This window comes from uncultured Flavobacterium sp. (assembly GCF_951805225.1).
GTDB lineage: Bacteria > Bacteroidota > Bacteroidia > Flavobacteriales > Flavobacteriaceae > Flavobacterium.
Genome location: NZ_OX638201.1, coordinates 3,986,412 through 4,002,423, shown reverse-complemented (window position 1 = coordinate 4,002,423; position 16,012 = coordinate 3,986,412). Strand labels below are relative to the sequence as shown.

Annotated in this window: 3 protein-coding genes, 4 tRNA genes and 5 rRNA genes; 11 read left to right on the top strand and 1 reads right to left on the bottom strand. The window is 41.1% G+C overall.

Annotated features, from left to right (window positions below):
* Positions 1 to 708 (bottom strand): class I SAM-dependent methyltransferase, encoded by a 708-nt coding sequence (locus tag WN975_RS16730; RefSeq protein WP_337967502.1) that lies wholly within the window; start codon positions 706 to 708, stop codon positions 1 to 3.
* A gap of 74 nt (positions 709 to 782) precedes the next feature.
* On the opposite strand from WN975_RS16730, the gene WN975_RS16725 reads away from it, so the two are divergent.
* From WN975_RS16725 to WN975_RS16675, 11 genes are all read left to right on the top strand, one after another.
* On the top strand, positions 783 to 1,277 hold the full coding sequence (locus WN975_RS16725; protein ID WP_099709641.1) for a YkgJ family cysteine cluster protein: 495 nt from the start codon (positions 783 to 785) through the stop codon (positions 1,275 to 1,277).
* A gap of 115 nt (positions 1,278 to 1,392) precedes the next feature.
* Positions 1,393 to 2,628: an FtsX-like permease family protein gene (locus WN975_RS16720; RefSeq protein WP_337967501.1), complete on the top strand. Its 1,236-nt coding sequence runs from the start codon at positions 1,393 to 1,395 to the stop codon at positions 2,626 to 2,628.
* A gap of 1,003 nt (positions 2,629 to 3,631) precedes the next feature.
* Positions 3,632 to 5,145, top strand: a 16S ribosomal RNA gene (locus WN975_RS16715).
* Between the two features lie 128 nt (positions 5,146 to 5,273).
* Positions 5,274 to 5,347: transfer RNA gene (locus tag WN975_RS16710), tRNA-Ile, on the top strand.
* 108 nt (positions 5,348 to 5,455) lie between these two features.
* Positions 5,456 to 5,529, top strand: a tRNA-Ala gene (locus WN975_RS16705).
* A gap of 147 nt (positions 5,530 to 5,676) precedes the next feature.
* Positions 5,677 to 8,558 (top strand): 23S ribosomal RNA (locus WN975_RS16700).
* A 159-nt stretch (positions 8,559 to 8,717) separates the two neighbouring features.
* A 5S ribosomal RNA gene (gene rrf, locus WN975_RS16695) occupies positions 8,718 to 8,827 on the top strand.
* The 16S, 23S and 5S rRNA genes sit together here with 2 tRNA genes alongside, the layout of an rRNA operon.
* Before the next feature lie 2,093 nt (positions 8,828 to 10,920).
* Positions 10,921 to 12,434 (top strand): 16S ribosomal RNA (locus WN975_RS16690).
* A 128-nt stretch (positions 12,435 to 12,562) separates the two neighbouring features.
* Positions 12,563 to 12,636: transfer RNA gene (locus WN975_RS16685), tRNA-Ile, on the top strand.
* A 147-nt stretch (positions 12,637 to 12,783) separates the two neighbouring features.
* Positions 12,784 to 12,857 (top strand) — tRNA-Ala (locus tag WN975_RS16680).
* A 147-nt stretch (positions 12,858 to 13,004) separates the two neighbouring features.
* Positions 13,005 to 15,886, top strand: a 23S ribosomal RNA gene (locus tag WN975_RS16675).
* Positions 15,887 to 16,012: the final 126 nt, after the last annotated feature.

Genomic DNA, 16,012 nt, shown 5'->3' with positions numbered 1-16,012 from the left:
TTAAATAGAAAGTTTAGCTAAATAATCATAATGCTCGCCTTCTAAAATAAGTTCGCATTTAAGTCCGTTTGCGATTGCAGCATTTTGCAATGTATTATAATCTAAATAAAGCCAATCAAAAGGTTCTTCTTTTTCGCCTTTATAAGAAATATTAAAAACAAGTTCTCCATAATAATCATTATTAGACGGAATCCATTTTCCTCCATCTTCATCTTCATCAAACATATAGATGATGTCAGAACTGTCCAGTAAAATTTGTCCTCCCGGATTTAAAAGAGATTTTAGTTTAGTTAGAAATTCATTGCAATTTTCTAGTTTACCAAAAATTCCAGTTCCGTTCATCAAAAGAATAATAGTGTCAAATTTTTCTCCTTCAAAATCTAATATATTTTGAACTTTTGTGTTTTTTACGCCACGAAGTTTACATGTTTCGATTGCTTTTTCTGAGATATCGATAGCAGTTACATCTAAATTACGATCATTTTGTAATGATAAACTATGACTTCCCGCTCCGCAACCAACATCTAACGTTTTTCCCGTTGCTAATTGCAGTGCTTTTTGCTCTAGTTTTGGCATTTCATCATAAGAACGGAACAAATAATCAACGCTCATTTCGTCCTCCTCAGAAATTGAAGTTTCTGTAATTATGTTTTCCGGCGAATTATTGGTGTGAAAGTCGAACATCGCCTTCCCAAATAGATCTTTCATCGTAATTTAGTTCAAAGTTTAAGGTTTCAAGTTTAAAGTTGTTTAATTTTGCAGATCAACTTTAAATTTTAAACTTGAAACAAATTTTAAATAACTTAAATAAGTTAGCCAAAGATAAGCATATCGAAAACAAAAAGTATTTTGATAAGCTGAAAAAGAAACAACCCAAGAACTTGGATTATGTTATGCAGGATTTGCATGATGCTGAATTTAAAAAAACGGATTGTTTGCAATGCGCCAATTGTTGTAAAACAACTGGGCCATTATTTACTTTGGCAGATATCGAAAGAATTTCAAAATCTTTCAGACAAAAGCCACAGCAATTCATTGAGCAATATCTTCGAATCGATGAAGACAAAGATTATGTTTTAAAAAGTGTTCCATGTACTTTTCTGGATAATGAGAATTACTGTATGATTTATGATGTTCGCCCAAAAGCATGTCGTGAATTTCCGCACACAGACCGAAAAAAATTCCATCAAATAACAGATCTTACGCTTAAAAATGTTGCTATTTGTCCAGCAGCTTATAATATTGTAGAAGAAATGAAAAAGAAACTTCCTTTATAAGGATTAAAGTTTTTGTAATTGTTTTTAGAAGCAAATCATTTTTGTTTTTTTAAATGTAATTTTGATTACGAGAATTGAATAATGTTATTGTGATTAATAAAAGACAACTGAAAATTTGAATTTAGAATATTTCATAGCCAAAAGACTAATTACTGCAAAAGATTATAAAAGCAGTATTTCATCACCTATTATTAAAATTGCTATTTCGGCGATTGCTATTGGTATTATAATGATGCTGGTTTCGGTTGCTACCGGAATTGGACTGCAGCAAAAAATACGTGATAAAGTTTCTGCTTTCAATGGGCAGGTAATTATTTCCAATTACGACAACAATAATTCGGAAGTAACTTTAGTGCCAATTTCCAAAAAACAAGATTTTTATCCCAATTTCAAATCAGTTCCCGAAGTAAAACATATTCAGGCAATCGCAAGCAAAGCCGGAATCATAAGAACCGAAAGTGCTTTTGAAGGAATTATTTTCAAAGGTGTCGGAGCAGATTACGATTGGAGCAATATAAAAGAATACCTTGTTGAAGGGAAATTGCCTAATTTCTCAAAAGATCTGAATCAAGAAGTTTTAATTTCGAGATTTCTTGCAAACAGACTGAATTTAAAAGTTGGAGACAATTTCAATACCTTTTTCGTAAAAGAAGAACAAGGAAAACTACCAAATATCCGCCGATTCAAAATTGCTGGTATCTTTAATTCGGGATTTCAGGATTTTGACGCTACATATGTAATAGGAGATATTCGCCATATTCAAAGAATCAATAAATGGAGTCCGGATCAGATTGGTGCATTTGAGGTTTTTGTAAATGACTTCGGAAGTATTAAGCAAGTAGGAAATCAAATTTATGATCAAACGCCATCAAGCTTAGATACCAAAACAATAATTGAGAAGTATAGTTATATTTTTGACTGGCTTCAGCTATTCGATTTTAATATAATAGTTATTTTAGCTGTAATGATTTTAGTGGCGACTATAAATATGGTAGTAGCTTTATTAGTTCTTATTTTAGAACGCACGCAAATGATTGGGATTTTAAAAGCAATGGGAGCGAATAATTGGACAGTTCGAAAAATATTTCTGTATAACGCCTTTTATCTAATCATGCGCGGATTGTTTTGGGGTAACTTAATAGGTATATCACTTTTGTTAATCCAGCAACAGTTTGGGGTAATCGCTCTTAATCCTGAAAATTACTACGTCAACCAGGCACCGGTTTATTTAAATTGGACTTACATTGTTTTATTGAATGTGTTAACGGTTACTGTTTGCTTTTTGGTATTGCTAATTCCTTCCTATATTATAACTAAGATTTCGCCAGTCAGAGCAATTCGATTTGAGTGATTTTCAATCTACCTTATATAGCCCGCAAGTTCAGCTTGCGGGTTTTTTGTTTTCTATCTATATATAAGAGTAAAATCATACTATAATATAGGAAGTTTTTAAGGGATCGTTTTGAAGCTTGGTTTTAATATGGAGCTATTTCCCGCTATGCACTTCAATCTTTTGTGCCGAACCCCGGCACAAAAGGATTTTCGCTGCTATCGGGGCTATGGTTTTAGTTTTCAAAAGAAGATTATCTATACATAAGTAGGGAATGAAATTTATGACTTTATAGGTTTAAGCCCAGTATAACATTTGGGTGGTTTAGTGATAGAATACGATAAAACAGTTAAAATCTCAGTAAAATCTATTTTGATGGCTTTTGTAAAGTTGACAAAGAAGCGGGTAAAAAGCTGCGCAGGTAATAAAAAAGGCGTTGTTACTGCTGATTGCATTATAAGAACTTTAAAGCAAATAAGGAAAATCTTATAAATTATGAAAAAGATAAAAAGTTAAAGTCGGTGTTATCAGAGCGTTAAGAAAAAGTTTTGAAAAAGATTAAAAATAAGTAAAATAAAAGCTTGCAGAAGCGAATAAAGAGTGTACTTTTGCACCCGCAACAGCGATATACGTTCACAGAAATACTGACAAGCAAAGGAATTGAAATTGAAAATTTATTTTCAAAAAAAAGATTTAAAAAAGCTTGTGAGATTCAAAAAGGGATATTACATTTGCACCCCGCAAAACAGGGAAAGTTCATTGAAAGATTGGCAGGTTTGAGAAGTTAAAGAGAAGAAAATTTTCTTAAAAAAAACTTCAAAAAACATTTGCCAGTTAGAAATAAGTTTTCTACTTTTGCACCCGCTTTGAGATACAAGCGAAACAAGAAAGAAACACGTTCGTAGACATATTGAATTGACAGCCGTTTTAACAGAGATGTTAAAACAAAAGAATAAGAGTAATAGAATCGTAAGATTTGAAAAGAACCACTAGAGATAGCGTCGAATATATAATATTAAAATATACGATGAAGAGTTTGATCCTGGCTCAGGATGAACGCTAGCGGCAGGCTTAACACATGCAAGTCGAGGGGTATAGTTCTTCGGAATTAGAGACCGGCGCACGGGTGCGTAACGCGTATGCAATCTACCTTTTACAGAGGGATAGCCCAGAGAAATTTGGATTAATACCTCATAGTATTATGAAATGGCATCATTTTATAATTAAAGTCACAACGGTAAAAGATGAGCATGCGTCCCATTAGCTAGTTGGTAAGGTAACGGCTTACCAAGGCTACGATGGGTAGGGGTCCTGAGAGGGAGATCCCCCACACTGGTACTGAGACACGGACCAGACTCCTACGGGAGGCAGCAGTGAGGAATATTGGACAATGGGCGCAAGCCTGATCCAGCCATGCCGCGTGCAGGATGACGGTCCTATGGATTGTAAACTGCTTTTATACGAGAAGAAACACTCCTTCGTGAAGGAGCTTGACGGTATCGTAAGAATAAGGATCGGCTAACTCCGTGCCAGCAGCCGCGGTAATACGGAGGATCCAAGCGTTATCCGGAATCATTGGGTTTAAAGGGTCCGTAGGCGGTTTAATAAGTCAGTGGTGAAAGCCCATCGCTCAACGGTGGAACGGCCATTGATACTGTTAAACTTGAATTATTAGGAAGTAACTAGAATATGTAGTGTAGCGGTGAAATGCTTAGAGATTACATGGAATACCAATTGCGAAGGCAGGTTACTACTAATGGATTGACGCTGATGGACGAAAGCGTGGGTAGCGAACAGGATTAGATACCCTGGTAGTCCACGCCGTAAACGATGGATACTAGCTGTTGGAAGCAATTTCAGTGGCTAAGCGAAAGTGATAAGTATCCCACCTGGGGAGTACGTTCGCAAGAATGAAACTCAAAGGAATTGACGGGGGCCCGCACAAGCGGTGGAGCATGTGGTTTAATTCGATGATACGCGAGGAACCTTACCAAGGCTTAAATGTAGTTTGACCGATTTGGAAACAGATCTTTCGCAAGACAAATTACAAGGTGCTGCATGGTTGTCGTCAGCTCGTGCCGTGAGGTGTCAGGTTAAGTCCTATAACGAGCGCAACCCCTGTTGTTAGTTGCCAGCGAGTCATGTCGGGAACTCTAACAAGACTGCCAGTGCAAACTGTGAGGAAGGTGGGGATGACGTCAAATCATCACGGCCCTTACGCCTTGGGCTACACACGTGCTACAATGGCCGGTACAGAGAGCAGCCACTGGGCGACCAGGAGCGAATCTATAAAACCGGTCACAGTTCGGATCGGAGTCTGCAACTCGACTCCGTGAAGCTGGAATCGCTAGTAATCGGATATCAGCCATGATCCGGTGAATACGTTCCCGGGCCTTGTACACACCGCCCGTCAAGCCATGGAAGCTGGGGGTGCCTGAAGTCGGTGACCGCAAGGAGCTGCCTAGGGTAAAACTGGTAACTAGGGCTAAGTCGTAACAAGGTAGCCGTACCGGAAGGTGCGGCTGGAACACCTCCTTTCTAGAGCCTCAAATGTTAGTTGATTTATCAACACGTTGAGGAAAAAAGATGCTATTAAGGTGTATTCTGAATTTAAGGATTCAATTACTCTTGCTGTTAATTCAAATAATAAATTTTAAGTAAAACAGAGTCTCGTAGCTCAGCTGGTTAGAGTACTACACTGATAATGTAGGGGTCGGCAGTTCGAGTCTGCCCGGGACTACTATTTAACTTGAAAAAAGGAAATTCTGGAAGTTGGAATTCACCAAAAGAAATTAGAGAAGAATTAAGAAATCTAAAGTCTGAATTCTACAATCTAAGATTGAAAAATGGGGGATTAGCTCAGCTGGCTAGAGCGCCTGCCTTGCACGCAGGAGGTCAACGGTTCGACTCCGTTATTCTCCACTGATTTACTGTGAAGATAGTAAATAAAAGTTCATTGACATATTGAGATAAGAAAATAATAAAAAGTAGAAAGCGTTTTTTGTTATAGTAGTAATACAAGTAACAAAAGACAAAAAAAAACGGTCATAATTAATTTTATGATTGGTACAATAAGCAAAATAAGGGCGTATGGGGGATGCCTTGGCTCTCAGAGGCGATGAAAGGCGTGATAAGCTGCGAAAAGCTACGGGGACGGGCACACACCGATTGATCCGTAGATACCTGAATGGGGCAACCCACTATGTTGAAGACATAGTACACCGATAGGTGGGCAAACCCGCTGAACTGAAACATCTAAGTAGGCGGAGGAGAAGAAAACAAAAGTGATTCCGTAAGTAGTGGCGAGCGAACGCGGATTAGCCCAAACCAATGATGTTACGGCATTGTTGGGGTTGTAGGACCACGATATTTTATGTACAAGGAACCGGAAGTTACTGGAAAGTGACACCATAGAGGGTGATAGTCCCGTATGGGTAACGAGTATAATAGATAGTGGTATCCTGAGTAGGGCGGGGCACGTGAAACCCTGTCTGAATTTGGCGGGACCATCCGCTAAGGCTAAATACTCCTGAGAGACCGATAGTGAACCAGTACCGTGAGGGAAAGGTGAAAAGAACCGTGAATAACGGAGTGAAATAGATCCTGAAACCATACGCTTACAAGCGGTCGGAGCCCTTTCGTGGGGTGACGGCGTGCCTTTTGCATAATGAGCCTACGAGTTAACGTTGCTGGCAAGGTTAAGTGGTTAAGCCACGGATCCGTAGCGAAAGCGAGTCTGAATAGGGCGCTTTAGTCAGTAGTGTTAGACGCGAAACCGTGTGATCTACCCATGGGCAGGTTGAAGCTGTGGTAACACACAGTGGAGGACCGAACCGGTTGACGTTGAAAAGTCTTCGGATGACCTGTGGGTAGGGGTGAAAGGCCAATCAAACTCGGAAATAGCTCGTACTCCCCGAAATGCATTTAGGTGCAGCGTTATGCTTAAAGTTATATAGAGGTAGAGCTACTGATTGGATGCGGGGGCTTCACCGCCTACCAATTCCTGACAAACTCCGAATGCTATATAATGTTTCATAACAGTGAGGGCTTGGGTGCTAAGGTCCAAGTCCGAGAGGGAAAGAACCCAGACCATCAGCTAAGGTCCCCAAATATACGCTAAGTTGAAAGAACGAGGTTTGTCTGCCCAGACAGCTAGGATGTTGGCTTGGAAGCAGCCATTCATTTAAAGAGTGCGTAACAGCTCACTAGTCGAGCGGACGAGCATGGATAATAATCGGGCATAAGCGTATTACCGAAGCTATGGATTTACAAGCAATTGTAAGTGGTAGGGGAGCATTCTAACAGGGTTGAAGGTGTATCGTAAGGTATGCTGGACTGGTTAGAAAAGAAAATGTAGGCATAAGTAACGATAATGCGGGCGAGAAACCCGCACACCGAAAAACTAAGGTTTCCACAGCTATGCTAATCAGCTGTGGGTTAGTCTGGTCCTAAGGCGAACCCGAAAGGGACAGTCGATGGCTAACGGGTTAATATTCCCGTACTACTAATTACTGTGATGGGGTGACGGAGTGATGAAAGCGCCGCGAACTGACGGAATAGTTCGTTGAAGTACCTACCTATAAGAGATGCAGGCAAATCCACATCTTTTGGGGAAATACGATAGTACTCGGAGTCTTCGGACAAAGAGATAGTGCGCCTAAGGGCTTCCAAGAAAAACCTCTAAACTTCAGGTAATTAGTACCAGTACCGTAAACCGACACAGGTAGTTGAGGAGAGAATCCTAAGGTGCTCGAGAGATTCATGGCTAAGGAATTAGGCAAAATAGACCTGTAACTTCGGGAGAAAGGTCGCCAGCGCAAGCTGGCCGCAGTGAAGAGGTCCAGGCGACTGTTTATCAAAAACACAGGGCTCTGCAAAATCGTAAGATGAAGTATAGGGCCTGACACCTGCCCGGTGCTGGAAGGTTAAGAGGAGATGTTATCTTCGGAGAAGCATTGAATTGAAGCCCCAGTAAACGGCGGCCGTAACTATAACGGTCCTAAGGTAGCGAAATTCCTTGTCGGGTAAGTTCCGACCTGCACGAATGGTGTAACGATCTGGACACTGTCTCAGCCATGAGCTCGGTGAAATTGTAGTAACGGTGAAGATGCCGTTTACCCGCAGTGGGACGAAAAGACCCTGTGCACCTTTACTATAGCTTAGTATTGACCTTGGATAAATGATGTGTAGGATAGGTTGGAGACTGTGAAGTGGCGTCGCCAGGCGTTGTGGAGTCATTGTTGAAATACAACCCTTTGTTTATCTGAGGCCTAACCCCGGAAACCGGGGGACATTGCTTGGTGGGTAGTTTGACTGGGGTGGTCGCCTCCAAAAGAGTAACGGAGGCTTCTAAAGGTTCCCTCAGTACGCTTGGTAACCGTGCGTAGAGTGCAATGGCATAAGGGAGCTTGACTGAGAGACATACAGGTCGATCAGGTACGAAAGTAGAGCATAGTGATCCGGTGGTTCCGCATGGAAGGGCCATCGCTCAAAGGATAAAAGGTACGCCGGGGATAACAGGCTGATCTCCCCCAAGAGCTCATATCGACGGGGGGGTTTGGCACCTCGATGTCGGCTCGTCACATCCTGGGGCTGGAGAAGGTCCCAAGGGTTGGGCTGTTCGCCCATTAAAGTGGCACGCGAGCTGGGTTCAGAACGTCGTGAGACAGTTCGGTCTCTATCTACTGTGGGCGTTAGAAATTTGAGTGGATCTGATTCTAGTACGAGAGGACCGAATTGGACAAACCTCTAGTGTATCTGTTGTCCCGCCAGGGGCACCGCAGAGTAGCTACGTTTGGAAGGGATAAGCGCTGAAAGCATATAAGCGCGAAACCCACCACAAGATGAGATTTCTTTTAAGGATCGTGGAAGATGACCACGTTGATAGGCTATAGATGTAAAGGCAGTAATGTCATAGTCGAGTAGTACTAATAATCCGTAAGCTTATGTACACCCTTTTCCCGCACCGCAAGGTGCGGGGAGAAACTTTCTAAAATAGTAAATAAAAGTACTTTTCTTTATCTCAGTATGTTAAGATATTACTGCAATTTTAATTTTTAATTCTAAATTTTTAATTAAATGCAGAAGTTGCCTAAAGCAACTAACGACCTTAAGGTGGTTATTGCGGCGGGGCTCACCTCTTCCCATCCCGAACAGAGTAGTTAAGCCCGCCTGCGCAGATGGTACTGCAGTTATGTGGGAGAGTATGTCGTCGCCTTTCTTTTGAAAAATCCTCATCATTTACTTGATGAGGATTTTTTTGTTTATAATACTTTTTAAAATAAGCATCTTTTTTATTTTGAAAAATGAACTTCTGTTTTTCTTAGAGCGCGTTAGAGATAAAAGAGGTATCCTTTTGTGATAACCTACACTTCTTATTTTCAACAAAAAAAAACTATCAATTAGAATATTTCCACAGCTAGTTTCTGTTAAATTTTTCGTTTTATGCCTTTTTCTCTTTTTTTCTGTTGAAAAATGAACTTCTTTATATCTCAGATTGTGTTAAGGATGGTGGCTATATTCTTTTGTGATAACCTATACTTTTTTGTTTTCCCACAAAAGTCACTATCGCAAAATATTTAGCGTATAGCCCGACCCAAAGGGAAATCCCATAAATATTTAAAACTTCTTTTGTGTCTGCAATTCTGGGTTATTTAGTGATTTTTAAGTTCTGTTTTTGTTTTAATGATTCTTTCCTTGGCTAATTTTATAGTGCCTTGTCTTGATTGTGTAATGTGAGCTTTTAGAATATGTAGATAAAATTCGAATAATTATTATGAAGATGTTTTTTGATTTTTGAAAAGATGAGATTTTTTTGAATTGTTAAATTCTATTTCGGGTTTATTGTAAATGAGTTTGTATTGCTTTGTGTTTTAGATTTAAATATTGTATTGCAGTTTTTGATTTTATGTTAGATTCAATTTTTATTATTTAAGATTTAAATTGTGGCGTTGGTTTTTTTTTTTTTTTTGTTTTGTTTTGTAAAGTTTTAAAAGTGATTTTTTTTGTATATGAAAGTTGTTATTGATTAAGGTTGTGTTTTGTTGTTTTCGCTTAATCAAGGTCTGGATGTATGTGTTTTTAGTTTTGTGTAGTATTGAATTTTATTCTTAAAAAAAAAATACATTATTTCTATTATGTGATGTTTTGTAAATAGGCTTAAAGAATACTGGTGTTTCGAAATGGGAAATAATAAGGTTGTCTTTTTTTTAAAGACTGGGATGAAATGTTTTTTAATATGTGAAATAGGTTAAAAAGTAATCTTTTAAGATTTGAGATGGTTGTAATTTTAAATATTTGATAAATCAGTGTTGTCTTTGGGAGTAATTTCAAATCTAGATTATATAGCCCGCAAGTTCAGCTTGTGGTTTTTTTGTTTTGTATCTATATATAAGAGTGAAATTATACTATAGTATAGGAAGTTTTTAAGGGATCGTTTTGGAACTTGGTTTTAATATGGAGTTATTTACCGCTATGCACTTCAATCTCTTGCTTTTTAAAGGAAAAAGCAAAAGGATTTCTGTTTCTATCGGTGCTAGGGTATGGTTTTTTAAAAGAAGCGTATCTGTATATAGGTACAAAGTGTAACGTTGGGAGTTTTAGGAAACGGTCTTAGTATAATGATTAAAACATGTGAATGGCTAGAATCTCAGTAAAAATCCATTTAGTGAGCTTTTGTAAAGTTGTCAAAGAAGCGGGTAAAAATCTGAGAAGCCTATAAAAAAGGCGTTGTTATTGCTGATTGCATTATAATAACTACAATGTAAGTAAGTAAAATCTTAAAATTATTAAAAAAGTAAAATTGCTAAGTTTGCTGTTATGAGAGTGTTAAGAAAAAGTTTTGAAAAAGATTAAAAATAGTTTGAAAAAGCTATTGTTTAAGAGAATAAACCACCTACTTTTGCACCCGCAACAGCGATAGACGTTCACAGAAATACTGACAAGCAAAGGAATTGAAATTGAAAATTTATTTTCAAAAAAAGATTAAAAAAGCTTGTGAGATTCGAAAAGGGATATTACATTTGCACCCGGCAAAACAGGGAAAGTTCATTGAAAGATTGGTAGGTTTGAGAAGTTAGAGAGAAGAAAATTTTCTTAAAAAAACTTCAAAAAACATTTGCCAGTTAGAAATAAGTTTTCTACTTTTGCACCCGCTTTGAGATACAAGCGAAACAAGAAAGAAACACGTTCGTAGACATATTGAATTGACAGCCGTTTTAACAGAGATGTTAAAACAAAAGAATAAGAGTAATAGAATCGTAAGATTTGAAAAGAACCACTAGAGATAGCGTCGAATATATAATATTAAAATATACGATGAAGAGTTTGATCCTGGCTCAGGATGAACGCTAGCGGCAGGCTTAACACATGCAAGTCGAGGGGTATAGTTCTTCGGAATTAGAGACCGGCGCACGGGTGCGTAACGCGTATGCAATCTACCTTTTACAGAGGGATAGCCCAGAGAAATTTGGATTAATACCTCATAGTATTATGAAATGGCATCATTTTATAATTAAAGTCACAACGGTAAAAGATGAGCATGCGTCCCATTAGCTAGTTGGTAAGGTAACGGCTTACCAAGGCTACGATGGGTAGGGGTCCTGAGAGGGAGATCCCCCACACTGGTACTGAGACACGGACCAGACTCCTACGGGAGGCAGCAGTGAGGAATATTGGACAATGGGCGCAAGCCTGATCCAGCCATGCCGCGTGCAGGATGACGGTCCTATGGATTGTAAACTGCTTTTATACGAGAAGAAACACTCCTTCGTGAAGGAGCTTGACGGTATCGTAAGAATAAGGATCGGCTAACTCCGTGCCAGCAGCCGCGGTAATACGGAGGATCCAAGCGTTATCCGGAATCATTGGGTTTAAAGGGTCCGTAGGCGGTTTAATAAGTCAGTGGTGAAAGCCCATCGCTCAACGGTGGAACGGCCATTGATACTGTTAAACTTGAATTATTAGGAAGTAACTAGAATATGTAGTGTAGCGGTGAAATGCTTAGAGATTACATGGAATACCAATTGCGAAGGCAGGTTACTACTAATGGATTGACGCTGATGGACGAAAGCGTGGGTAGCGAACAGGATTAGATACCCTGGTAGTCCACGCCGTAAACGATGGATACTAGCTGTTGGAAGCAATTTCAGTGGCTAAGCGAAAGTGATAAGTATCCCACCTGGGGAGTACGTTCGCAAGAATGAAACTCAAAGGAATTGACGGGGGCCCGCACAAGCGGTGGAGCATGTGGTTTAATTCGATGATACGCGAGGAACCTTACCAAGGCTTAAATGTAGTTTGACCGATTTGGAAACAGATCTTTCGCAAGACAAATTACAAGGTGCTGCATGGTTGTCGTCAGCTCGTGCCGTGAGGTGTCAGGTTAAGTCCTATAACGAGCGCAACCCCTGTTGTTAGTTGCCAGCGAGTCATGTCGGGAACTCTAACAAGACTGCCAGTGCAAACTGTGAGGAAGGTGGGGATGACGTCAAATCATCACGGCCCTTACGCCTTGGGCTACACACGTGCTACAATGGCCGGTACAGAGAGCAGCCACTGGGCGACCAGGAGCGAATCTATAAAACCGGTCACAGTTCGGATCGGAGTCTGCAACTCGACTCCGTGAAGCTGGAATCGCTAGTAATCGGATATCAGCCATGATCCGGTGAATACGTTCCCGGGCCTTGTACACACCGCCCGTCAAGCCATGGAAGCTGGGGGTGCCTGAAGTCGGTGACCGCAAGGAGCTGCCTAGGGTAAAACTGGTAACTAGGGCTAAGTCGTAACAAGGTAGCCGTACCGGAAGGTGCGGCTGGAACACCTCCTTTCTAGAGCCTCAAATGTTAGTTGATTTATCAACACGTTGAGGAAAAAAGATGCTATTAAGGTGCATTCTGAATTTAAGGATTCAATTACTCTTGCTGTTAATTCAAATAATAAATTTTAAGTAAAACAGAGTCTCGTAGCTCAGCTGGTTAGAGTACTACACTGATAATGTAGGGGTCGGCAGTTCGAGTCTGCCCGGGACTACTATTTAAATTGTTAATTATAAATTATGAATTATAAGTTATAAAAAACAAGTTAAAAAGACTGAGATACTTAAAAAAAAGGAAATTTTAGAAGTTGAGCGTTTATGAGCATTCATAACTCATAATTTATAACTCATCATTTAAAAATGGGGGATTAGCTCAGCTGGCTAGAGCGCCTGCCTTGCACGCAGGAGGTCAACGGTTCGACTCCGTTATTCTCCACTGATTTACTGTGAAGATAGTAAATAAAAGTTCATTGACATATTGAGATAAGAAAATAATAAAAAGTAGAAAGCGTTTTTTGTTATAGTAGTAATACAAGTAACAAAAGACAAAAAAAAACGGTCATAATTGATTTTATGATTGGTACAATAAGCAAAATAAGGGCGTATGGGGGATGCCTTGGCTCTCAGAGGCGATGAAAGGCGTGATAAGCTGCGAAAAGCTACGGGGACGGGCACACACCGATTGATCCGTAGATACCTGAATGGGGCAACCCACTATGTTGAAGACATAGTACACCGATAGGTGGGCAAACCCGCTGAACTGAAACATCTAAGTAGGCGGAGGAGAAGAAAACAAAAGTGATTCCGTAAGTAGTGGCGAGCGAACGCGGATTAGCCCAAACCAATGATGTTACGGCATTGTTGGGGTTGTAGGACCACGATATTTTATGTACAAGGAACCGGAAGTTACTGGAAAGTGACACCATAGAGGGTGATAGTCCCGTATGGGTAACGAGTATAATAGATAGTGGTATCCTGAGTAGGGCGGGGCACGTGAAACCCTGTCTGAATTTGGCGGGACCATCCGCTAAGGCTAAATACTCCTGAGAGACCGATAGTGAACCAGTACCGTGAGGGAAAGGTGAAAAGAACCGTGAATAACGGAGTGAAATAGATCCTGAAACCATACGCTTACAAGCGGTCGGAGCCCTTTCGTGGGGTGACGGCGTGCCTTTTGCATAATGAGCCTACGAGTTAACGTTGCTGGCAAGGTTAAGTGGTTAAGCCACGGATCCGTAGCGAAAGCGAGTCTGAATAGGGCGCTTTAGTCAGTAGTGTTAGACGCGAAACCGTGTGATCTACCCATGGGCAGGTTGAAGCTGTGGTAACACACAGTGGAGGACCGAACCGGTTGACGTTGAAAAGTCTTCGGATGACCTGTGGGTAGGGGTGAAAGGCCAATCAAACTCGGAAATAGCTCGTACTCCCCGAAATGCATTTAGGTGCAGCGTTATGCTTAAAGTTATATAGAGGTAGAGCTACTGATTGGATGCGGGGGCTTCACCGCCTACCAATTCCTGACAAACTCCGAATGCTATATAATGTTTCATAACAGTGAGGGCTTGGGTGCTAAGGTCCAAGTCCGAGAGGGAAAGAACCCAGACCATCAGCTAAGGTCCCCAAATATACGCTAAGTTGAAAGAACGAGGTTTGTCTGCCCAGACAGCTAGGATGTTGGCTTGGAAGCAGCCATTCATTTAAAGAGTGCGTAACAGCTCACTAGTCGAGCGGACGAGCATGGATAATAATCGGGCATAAGCGTATTACCGAAGCTATGGATTTACAAGCAATTGTAAGTGGTAGGGGAGCATTCTAACAGGGTTGAAGGTGTATCGTAAGGTATGCTGGACTGGTTAGAAAAGAAAATGTAGGCATAAGTAACGATAATGCGGGCGAGAAACCCGCACACCGAAAAACTAAGGTTTCCACAGCTATGCTAATCAGCTGTGGGTTAGTCTGGTCCTAAGGCGAACCCGAAAGGGACAGTCGATGGCTAACGGGTTAATATTCCCGTACTACTAATTACTGTGATGGGGTGACGGAGTGATGAAAGCGCCGCGAACTGACGGAATAGTTCGTTGAAGTACCTACCTATAAGAGATGCAGGCAAATCCACATCTTTTGGGGAAATACGATAGTACTCGGAGTCTTCGGACAAAGAGATAGTGCGCCTAAGGGCTTCCAAGAAAAACCTCTAAACTTCAGGTAATTAGTACCAGTACCGTAAACCGACACAGGTAGTTGAGGAGAGAATCCTAAGGTGCTCGAGAGATTCATGGCTAAGGAATTAGGCAAAATAGACCTGTAACTTCGGGAGAAAGGTCGCCAGCGCAAGCTGGCCGCAGTGAAGAGGTCCAGGCGACTGTTTATCAAAAACACAGGGCTCTGCAAAATCGTAAGATGAAGTATAGGGCCTGACACCTGCCCGGTGCTGGAAGGTTAAGAGGAGATGTTATCTTCGGAGAAGCATTGAATTGAAGCCCCAGTAAACGGCGGCCGTAACTATAACGGTCCTAAGGTAGCGAAATTCCTTGTCGGGTAAGTTCCGACCTGCACGAATGGTGTAACGATCTGGACACTGTCTCAGCCATGAGCTCGGTGAAATTGTAGTAACGGTGAAGATGCCGTTTACCCGCAGTGGGACGAAAAGACCCTGTGCACCTTTACTATAGCTTAGTATTGACCTTGGATAAATGATGTGTAGGATAGGTTGGAGACTGTGAAGTGGCGTCGCCAGGCGTTGTGGAGTCATTGTTGAAATACAACCCTTTGTTTATCTGAGGCCTAACCCCGGAAACCGGGGGACATTGCTTGGTGGGTAGTTTGACTGGGGTGGTCGCCTCCAAAAGAGTAACGGAGGCTTCTAAAGGTTCCCTCAGTACGCTTGGTAACCGTGCGTAGAGTGCAATGGCATAAGGGAGCTTGACTGAGAGACATACAGGTCGATCAGGTACGAAAGTAGAGCATAGTGATCCGGTGGTTCCGCATGGAAGGGCCATCGCTCAAAGGATAAAAGGTACGCCGGGGATAACAGGCTGATCTCCCCCAAGAGCTCATATCGACGGGGGGGTTTGGCACCTCGATGTCGGCTCGTCACATCCTGGGGCTGGAGAAGGTCCCAAGGGTTGGGCTGTTCGCCCATTAAAGTGGCACGCGAGCTGGGTTCAGAACGTCGTGAGACAGTTCGGTCTCTATCTACTGTGGGCGTTAGAAATTTGAGTGGATCTGATTCTAGTACGAGAGGACCGAATTGGACAAACCTCTAGTGTATCTGTTGTCCCGCCAGGGGCACCGCAGAGTAGCTACGTTTGGAAGGGATAAGCGCTGAAAGCATATAAGCGCGAAACCCACCACAAGATGAGATTTCTTTTAAGGATCGTGGAAGATGACCACGTTGATAGGCTATAGATGTAAAGGCAGTAATGTCATAGTCGAGTAGTACTAATAATCCGTAAGCTTATGTACACCCTTTTCCCGCACCGCAAGGTGCGGGGAGAAACTTTCTAAAATAGTAAATAAAAGTACTTTTCTTTATCTCAGTATGTTAAGATATTACTGCAATTTTAATTTTTAATTCTAAATTTTTAATTA